Consider the following 7,577-nt stretch of genomic DNA (forward strand, 5'->3'; position numbering starts at 1 on the left):
AGTCTGTTCGCCAGGAGGGCGGTCAGCCCGACAATGCCCTATCGGTCCGCCACCTGCCAGCGCGGATTGATCCAGGGTTCCTGGTTGGATGGCGCCAGCGGCATGCGGCCGAGGATATGGTCGGACGCCTTTTCGCCGGTCATGATCGAGGGGGCATTGAGGTTGCCATTGGTCACCCGCGGGAAGATCGAGGAATCGGCGACGCGCAGGCCCTCGACGCCGATCACCCGGCACTCCGGATCGACGACGGCGGTCAGGTCGTCGGCGCGTCCCATCCGGCAGGTGCCGCAGGGATGATAGGCGCTCTCGGCATGGTCGCGGATGAAGGCGTCGAGCTCGTCGTCGGTCTGCACATGGCTGCCGGGTGAAATCTCCTTGCCGCGGAAGCCGTCGAAGGCCTTCTGCCCGAAGATTTCGCGGGTCAGCCGGATGCAGTGGCGGAACTCGCTCCAGTCGTCTGGATGCGACATGTAGTTGAAGCGGATCACCGGCTTGGCCTTCGGATCCGGCGAGCGCAGCGTCACCGAGCCGCGCGACTTCGAACGCATCGGCCCGACATGTGCCTGGAAGCCATGCGACTTCGCCGCCGACTTGCCATCATAGCGCACCGCCGCGGGGATGAAGTGATACTGGATATCGGGGTAGTCGACGCCTGCCTGCGAACGCACGAAGGCCGCCGCCTCGAAATGGTTGGTGGCGCCGAGCCCGCTCTTGAAGAAAAGCCACTGCGCGCCGATCAATGCCTTGGAGAAGGGATTGAGCACCGAGTTCAACGTGATCGGCCTGGTCGACTCCTGCTGGATGTAAAGCTCCAGATGGTCCTGCAGATTGGCGCCGACGCCTGGACGGTCGGCGATCACCTTTATGCCGTTCTCCTGCAGATGCGCGCCCGGGCCGATGCCGGACAACATCAGGATCTTCGGCGAGTTGATCGACGACGCCGCGACGATCACTTCACGCCGCGCCTTAACGACCTGAATCTTCTTGTCAGCTTCGATCTCGACGCCGACGGCGCGTTGATTCTCGATCACCACGCGCCGGGCGAAGCCTTTGACCAGACTCACATTCTTGCGTTTGAGAGCCGGCTTCAGATAGGCGTTCGCCGCCGACCAGCGGCGACCGCCAAGAATGGTCTGCTCCATTGGCCCAAAACCTTCCTGCTTTGAGCCGTTATAATCGTCGGTGAGCTCGAACCCCGCCTGGCGGCCCGCCTCGACGAAGGCGCCGTAGAGCGGATTCTTGCGTGTGCCGCGCTGCACATGCAATGGTCCGCCGTGACCCCGCCAGCCATCCTCGCCGCCGTCGGAATCCTCCATGCGCTTGAAGTAGGGAAGCACATCGGCGAAGCCCCAGCCGGCCGCGCCCTGTTCTGCCCAATGGTCGAAGTCGTGCGCATGGCCGCGCACATAGACCATGCCGTTGATCGAGGACGAGCCGCCGATCACCTTGCCGCGCGGCGTGGCAAGCACTCGGCCACCGAGATGCGGCTCAGGCTCGCTGGCGAAACCCCAGTCGTAAAGGCTCATATTGAGCGGGATCGACAGCGCCGACGGCATCTGGATCAGCGGTCCCATATCGGTGCCGCCAAACTCGATGACGATCACCGAGTGCTTGCCGTCTTCCGACAGCCGATAGGCCATGGCCGAGCCGGCGGAGCCGGAGCCGATGATGACGAAATCCGCTTCAAGCATTGTTCATATGCGCCATAAAATCGGCGAGCGAGACATTGCCGCCGGTTGCAACCACAAGGACGGTTTTGCCCGCCACATCCACCTTGCCGCCGAGAAGGGCGGCCAGCGACGCCGCGCCCGAAGGCTCCAGCACCAGCTTCATCCGCTCGAAGGCGATCTTCATCGCCCGCCGCACCGAGGCGTCGTCGACGATGACGCCGCGCGCGCCGGCGGCGCTGACGGCCGCGAAAGGCGCGTCGCCGGGCTTGCGCGCCATCAGCCCGTCGCAGATCGATTTAGGCCCGATCGGCATCGTCTCGATCGCGCCATGCGCCAGCGAAGAGCCCATGCCGTTGAAACCCTCCGGCTCGACGGCGATGATCTCGGTCCTCGGCGACAAATAGTGGAAGGCTAGCGAGACGCCGCCGATCAGCCCGCCGCCGCCGACCGAGCAGAACACCAGGTCCGCATGCGTCTTCTTCGCCGCCAACTGGTCGAGCGCTTCAAGCCCGGCGCCGGCCTGGCCTGCGACGATTTCCGGATCGTCGAAGGGATGCAGCAAGGTCAGGTGCTCGGTCTCGGCGATCTCGCGCGCCTTGGCGGCCGCGACCTCCTCACGCGCGCGGTCGCCATGGTCGGTCAGCACCACGCGTGCGCCATAACCGGCCGTCGCGTCGCGTTTTGCGGCCGGCGCGTCGATCGGCATGACGATGGTGACCGGGATGCCGAGCGCCTGGCCGGCGGCCGCCAGCCCTTGCGCGAAATTGCCGGAAGAATAGGCCACCACGCCCCTTTTCGCCTCATCTGGCGAAAGCCGCTTCAGCCGCCAATAGGCGCCGCGCACCTTGAAGGATCCGGCCCATTGCAGCGACTCCGGCTTGACAAAGACGCGTGCCGCGCCGGTCTCCTCGGCCAAGGCCGCCGACTCCAGGAGCGGCGTCACCTGCGTGGCCGCCGAGGTGACGGCATAGGCGTGCTTCAAATGATCAAGGGTAGGGACGAGAATGTCTGCCATCATTCGCCTCTCGGATACCGTTTACTCTCTTCGAGATTGTCGAGGTTCATGTGGTTGCGCATATAGCGTTCCGACGCCTTCTGCAGCGGCTGGAACTCCCACGGGTAGTAGGCGCCGTTGCGTAGCGCCGGGTAGACGACCCAGCGGCGCGCCTGGCTTTCGCGCACGGCAGCGTCGAAGTCCGCCATGTTCCAGCGCGCGCGAACCTTTTCCATGAAGGCCGAAACCAGATCGGCGTAAGCCGGGTTGGCGCCGAGATTGTCGAGCTCGCGCGGATCGGCGTCGAGATCGAAGAGCTGCGGCGGATCGAGCTCGCAATGGACGAATTTGTATTTGCCCTCGCGGATCGCCACCATCGGCGCGTTGGAGCCTTCAGCCGCATACTCCATCAGCACCGGCGCCGAGCGCTCCTTACCGGCGGCAAGCGGCAGCAGCGACTGGCCGTCCGTCCATGGCGCGATCCCGCTCATGTCGATGGCGGCGAGGTCGCAGAGCGTCGGCGCCACGTCGAGATTGGAGACAGGCGTCTCGATCAACCCGGCCTTGATGTCCTTGCCGGCCATCATCAACGGCACGCGCGCCGCACCCTCGTAGAAGCACATCTTGAACCACAGGCCGCGCTCGCCCAGCATGTCGCCATGGTCGGAGCAGAACAGCACGATCGTGTCGTCCAGCATGCGGGTGCGTTCCAGCACCGACAGCAAGTCGCCGAGCTTGTCATCGAGATAGGAGATGTTGGCGAAATAGCCGCGCCGCGAGCGACGGATCTGTTCCGACGTGATGTCGAAACTGTCGTAGTCGGATGCCTTGTAGAGCCGCTTTGAATGCGGATCCTGGCTGTCATAGGGAATGAAGCCGACTTTCGGCTCCAGCGCCGGGCAGTTCTCATAGAGGTCCCAGTATTTGCGCCGCGCGACATAGGGATCGTGCGGATGGGTGAAGGAAACGGTCAAGCACCATGGCCGACTCGCCGGATCGTCCGACACGCGCGCGAACTCATAGAGCTTCTGCGTCGCGTGGAAGGCGACCTCGTCGTCATATTCCATCTGGTTGGTGATCTCGGCGACGCCGGCACCGGTCACCGATCCCAGATTGTGGTACCACCAGTCGATGCGCTCGCCGGGCTTGCGGTAGTCCGGCGTCCAGCCGAAATCGGCCGGGTAGATGTCGGTGGTCAGCCGCTCCTCGAAACCGTGCAACTGGTCGGGGCCGACGAAATGCATCTTGCCGGAAAGCACTGTGTGATAGCCGGCACTGCGCAGATGATGCGCGTAAGTCGGGATCGAGGAGGCGAATTCCGCAGCGTTGTCATAGACCTGGGTGCGCGACGGCAGTTGCCCGCTCATGAAGGAGGCACGTCCCGGCGCGCAGAGCGGCGAGGCGGTATAGTTGTTGGCGAAGCGCGCCGAGCGCGCGGCCAGCGCCTTCAGATTGGGGGCATGCAGGAACTCGGCCGGGCCGTCCGGGAAGAACGTGCCGTTGAGCTGATCGACCATGACGATCAGGAAATTGGGTCGCCGGGTGGTCAAGGCAGGCTCCGTCCGTTGAGCTTGGTTTCGAGATAGTCTTCCACAAGCGCGATCGCGGTCTGCGCGTCCGGCACGCCGTCCTTCAGCGCGCGGCGGATGTAGAGCCCGTCGATCAGCGCCGCGGTCGCTTCGGCCACGCGGTCGGCCTCGGCCCGGGGCAGGATGCCGGTCAGCCCGCTCATCAGGTTGGAATGCAGCCGCCGCGCATAGATGCGCAGCAGCCGCCGCAGCTCGGTCGATTTCTGCGCCTCGACATAGAAGGCAAGCCAGGCGGCGATGATCTCGGCCTGGAACTGGTCATCGGAGAAGCTGACCGCAACCACGGACGAGACGCGCTCACGCGCTGTGCCGGCGGTGTGAAGCGCGCGCCTGGTGTCGATGTTGAGTTCGGTCAGGATGTGCCGCATCGTCGCGAACAGCAGTTCGTCCTTGGCGCCGAAATAGTGATGCGCCAGCGCCGACGACACACCGGCGCGTCCGGCGATCTCCGACATCGTCACGTCCAGCGATCCGCGCTCGCCGATCGCAGAGATCGTCGCGTCGATCAGCGCCTTGCGGCGCACGGGTTCCATTCCGATTTTCGGCATTTTGGGGGTCCGGTTCGGGCCGAGATTATTTTTTATTGACGCGTCAATCAATAAAAAATCGACACCGGGATCAACTGATCGTGTCGTTCTGGCCCATGGCAGGGCTAGAAAACGGTTCACTGTTGAACAATATTGAATCACGTGCCGCCAAGGATCGTGCTAGGCTGCGGCGCAAATGGAGGTTGCCATGACCGCATGCATCGTCGGCTGGGCGCATTCGCGCTTCGGCAAGCTCGAAGGCGAGACGCTGGAGGGCCTGATCACCAAGGTTGCCATCGAGGCGCTCGACCATGCCGGCATCGGCCCCGACGATGTCGACGAGATCGTGCTCGGCCATTTCAACGCCGGCTTCTCCCCGCAGGATTTTACCGCCAGCCTCGTGCTGCAGGCCGATGATCGGCTGCGCTTCAAGCCGGCGACGCGCGTCGAGAATGCCTGCGCCACCGGCTCGGCCGCGGTCCGGCAAGGTATCCGCGCCATCGACGCCAACGCCGCCCGCATCGTGCTGGTGGTCGGCGCCGAGCAGATGACGACGACGCCCGGTCCCGAGATCGGCAAGAACCTGCTCAAGGCATCCTACCTTCCGGAAGAAGGCGACACCCCGGCCGGCTTTGCCGGCGTCTTCGGCAAGATCGCGCAGGCTTATTTCCAGCGCTATGGCGACCAGTCGGACGCGCTGGCCATGATCGCCGCCAAGAACCACAAGAATGGCGTCGACAATCCCTACGCCCAGATGCGCAAGGATTTCGGCTATGAGTTCTGCCGCCAGGAAAGCGAGAAGAATCCGTTCGTCGCCGGTCCGCTGAAGCGCACCGATTGCTCGCTGGTGTCGGACGGCGCCGCGGCGCTGGTGCTCACCGACACTGCGACGGCGTTGAAGATGCGCCGCGCCGTCACCTTCCGCGCCAACGAGCATGTCCAGGATTTCCTGCCGATGTCGAAGCGCGACATCCTAGCCTTCGAGGGTTGCGAGCACGCCTGGAACCAGGCGCTGAAGAAGGCCGGCGTCACGCTCGACGACCTCTCCTTCGTCGAGACGCATGACTGCTTCACCATCGCCGAATTGATCGAATACGAAGCGATGGGCCTGGCCAAACCAGGCGAGGGCGCCAGGCTGGCGCTGGACGGCACGACGGCCAAGGACGGCCGCCTGCCGGTCAATCCTTCGGGCGGCCTGAAGGCCAAGGGCCATCCGATCGGCGCCACCGGCGTGTCGATGCATGTGCTCACCGCGATGCAGTTGACCGGCGAGGCCGGCGGCATCCAGGTGCCGGGCGCGAAGCTCGGCGGCATCTTCAACATGGGTGGTGCCGCCGTCGCCAACTACGTTTCCATTCTCGATCGCATAAGGTAGAAGCTGCCCGCACTAAAAGCAGCGCCCTCTGGCGCGTGCGGGAGGCAGCATGTCCAATCCAGTTCTGGTCGAAGTCACGCGCGGTTCTGTGGTCGAAAGCAGGCACCGCGGCGCGGTTTCGGTCTTCGACGCCGACGGCAAGCCCGTGTGGGAGATCGGCGACACCGACCGTCCGGTTTTCCCGCGCTCGGCGGTGAAAGCCATCCAGGCGCTGCCGCTGGTCGAATCGGGCGCTGCCGACGCCTATGGCTTCGGCAACCGCGAACTGGCGCTTGCCTGCGCCTCGCATTCGGGCGAACCCGCTCATGTCGAACTGGCGCGGGCAATGCTCGCCAGGGCGGGTCTCGATAAGACCGCGCTCGAATGCGGCGCGCATTGGCCCAACCATGAAGCCACCATTGCGCTCGCCCGCGCCGGTGATGTGCCGAGCGCCTTGCACAACAACTGTTCCGGCAAGCATGCCGGCTTCCTCTGTACCTGCGTGCATTCGGGCATAGCCCATCAGGGCTACGTCAAGGAGGGACACGCGCAGCAGGAGATGGTGCGCGACGCCATGCAAGCCGTCACCGGCGCTGCCCACAACTCCGACAACAGCGCCATCGATGGCTGCTCGATCCCGACCTATGCCGTGCCGCTGAAGAGTTTTGCGCAGGGCTTTGCCCGCATGGCGACGGGCAGGGGCTTTTCGCCCGAGCGCGCCAAGGCGGCGAAGCGTCTGCTTTCGGCCTGCATGGCCGAGCCGTTCCTGGTCGCCGGCACCGGCAAGGCCGATGTCGCGCTGATGCAGGCGGCACCGGGCCGCATCTTCGTCAAAACCGGCGCCGAAGGCGTCTATTGCGCGGCGCTGCCCGAGCTTGGCCTCGGCATCGCGCTCAAATGCGATGATGGCGCCGGCAGAGGGGCGGAGGTAATGATCGCCGCAGTGCTGGCAAAGCTGTTGCGCGCCGATGAGGCGGTAGCGGCAAGGCTCACCCAACTCGCCCATCCCGCAGTCGAAAGCCGCATCGGCGTCAAGGTCGGCTTGCTACGGCCGACGGCGGCGCTCAACTAGCGAGGTTTCACCGGAACCGATATGCCCGCGGGTAAGCCGAGGCAAAAATTATGTGCTAGCCTTCTCCACTATCAATCGGACGGTGGGCCAGATCATGCTGGAAGCGGACAAGGTGTTTGCCGGGTCGATCCCGGAAAATTACGATCGCCATATGGTGCCGCTGATTTTCGAGGCCTATGCCGCCGAGACGGCGCGCCGGGCGGCTTCCTTCTCGCCAGCCGCCGTTTTGGAGACCGCCGCGGGCACCGGGGCCGTCACGCGCGCCTTGGCGCCGAAACTCTCTCCCGATGTCAGCTACACCGTGACCGACCTCAACCAGCCGATGCTCGACTATGCGGCGTCGCGCCAGGGTCCCGACAGCCGCATTACCT

7 protein-coding genes are annotated in these 7,577 nt (G+C 64.7%); 3 read left to right on the plus strand and 4 right to left on the minus strand.

What is annotated here, in order from left to right; translation table 11 throughout:
- Positions 1–38: 38 nt before the first annotated feature.
- Genes betA through betI form a run of 4 tightly spaced genes read right to left on the minus strand, consistent with a single transcriptional unit; the run spans position 39 to position 4,801 of the window.
- Positions 39–1,691, minus strand: a complete 1,653-nt coding sequence (betA, locus tag EOA23_RS05840) for a choline dehydrogenase (RefSeq protein WP_127303212.1) — start codon at positions 1,689–1,691, stop codon at positions 39–41.
- Positions 1,684–2,688, minus strand: coding sequence for a threonine/serine dehydratase (locus EOA23_RS05845; protein WP_189341514.1), 1,005 nt, complete (start codon positions 2,686–2,688; stop codon positions 1,684–1,686). Before EOA23_RS05845 ends, betA begins: the two co-directional genes overlap by 8 nt.
- A complete protein-coding gene (gene betC, locus EOA23_RS05850) occupies positions 2,685–4,214 on the minus strand; it encodes a choline-sulfatase (RefSeq protein WP_127303213.1) in 1,530 nt (509 codons plus the stop codon). Before betC ends, EOA23_RS05845 begins: the two co-directional genes overlap by 4 nt.
- Positions 4,211–4,801 carry a transcriptional regulator BetI gene (betI, locus tag EOA23_RS05855; protein WP_127303214.1) on the minus strand — a complete coding sequence of 197 codons (591 nt, stop codon included), beginning with the start codon at positions 4,799–4,801 and terminating at the stop codon, positions 4,211–4,213. The genes betC and betI overlap by 4 nt, the downstream gene beginning before the upstream one ends.
- Before the next feature lie 187 nt (positions 4,802–4,988).
- Between betI and EOA23_RS05860 the strand changes: the two genes are divergently transcribed.
- The 3 genes from EOA23_RS05860 to EOA23_RS05870 form a co-directional block, all read left to right on the plus strand.
- Entirely contained in the window at positions 4,989–6,155 is a 1,167-nt protein-coding gene (locus tag EOA23_RS05860) for an acetyl-CoA acetyltransferase (protein WP_127303215.1), read from the plus strand.
- 49 nt (positions 6,156–6,204) lie between these two features.
- Positions 6,205–7,206 carry an asparaginase gene (locus EOA23_RS05865; RefSeq protein WP_127303216.1) on the plus strand — a complete coding sequence of 334 codons (1,002 nt, stop codon included), beginning with the start codon at positions 6,205–6,207 and terminating at the stop codon, positions 7,204–7,206.
- A gap of 94 nt (positions 7,207–7,300) precedes the next feature.
- Positions 7,301–7,577: class I SAM-dependent methyltransferase (locus EOA23_RS05870; protein ID WP_245474007.1), on the plus strand; the 277-nt coding region annotated here is incomplete at its 3' end.

Origin of the sequence: Mesorhizobium sp. M2A.F.Ca.ET.042.01.1.1 (assembly GCF_003997405.1) — a bacterium.
In the GTDB taxonomy this organism is placed as follows: Bacteria; Pseudomonadota; Alphaproteobacteria; order Rhizobiales; family Rhizobiaceae; genus Mesorhizobium.

Coding starts and splice junctions, on each gene's coding strand:
- betA (WP_127303212.1), bottom strand. CDS start 1,691: ATGCTTGAAGCGGATTTCGTCATCATCGGCTCCGGCTCCGCCGGCTCG.
- EOA23_RS05845 (WP_189341514.1), bottom strand. CDS start 2,688: ATGATGGCAGACATTCTCGTCCCTACCCTTGATCATTTGAAGCACGCC.
- betI (WP_127303214.1), bottom strand. CDS start 4,801: ATGCCGAAAATCGGAATGGAACCCGTGCGCCGCAAGGCGCTGATCGAC.
- EOA23_RS05860 (WP_127303215.1), top strand. CDS start 4,989: ATGACCGCATGCATCGTCGGCTGGGCGCATTCGCGCTTCGGCAAGCTC.
- EOA23_RS05865 (WP_127303216.1), top strand. CDS start 6,205: ATGTCCAATCCAGTTCTGGTCGAAGTCACGCGCGGTTCTGTGGTCGAA.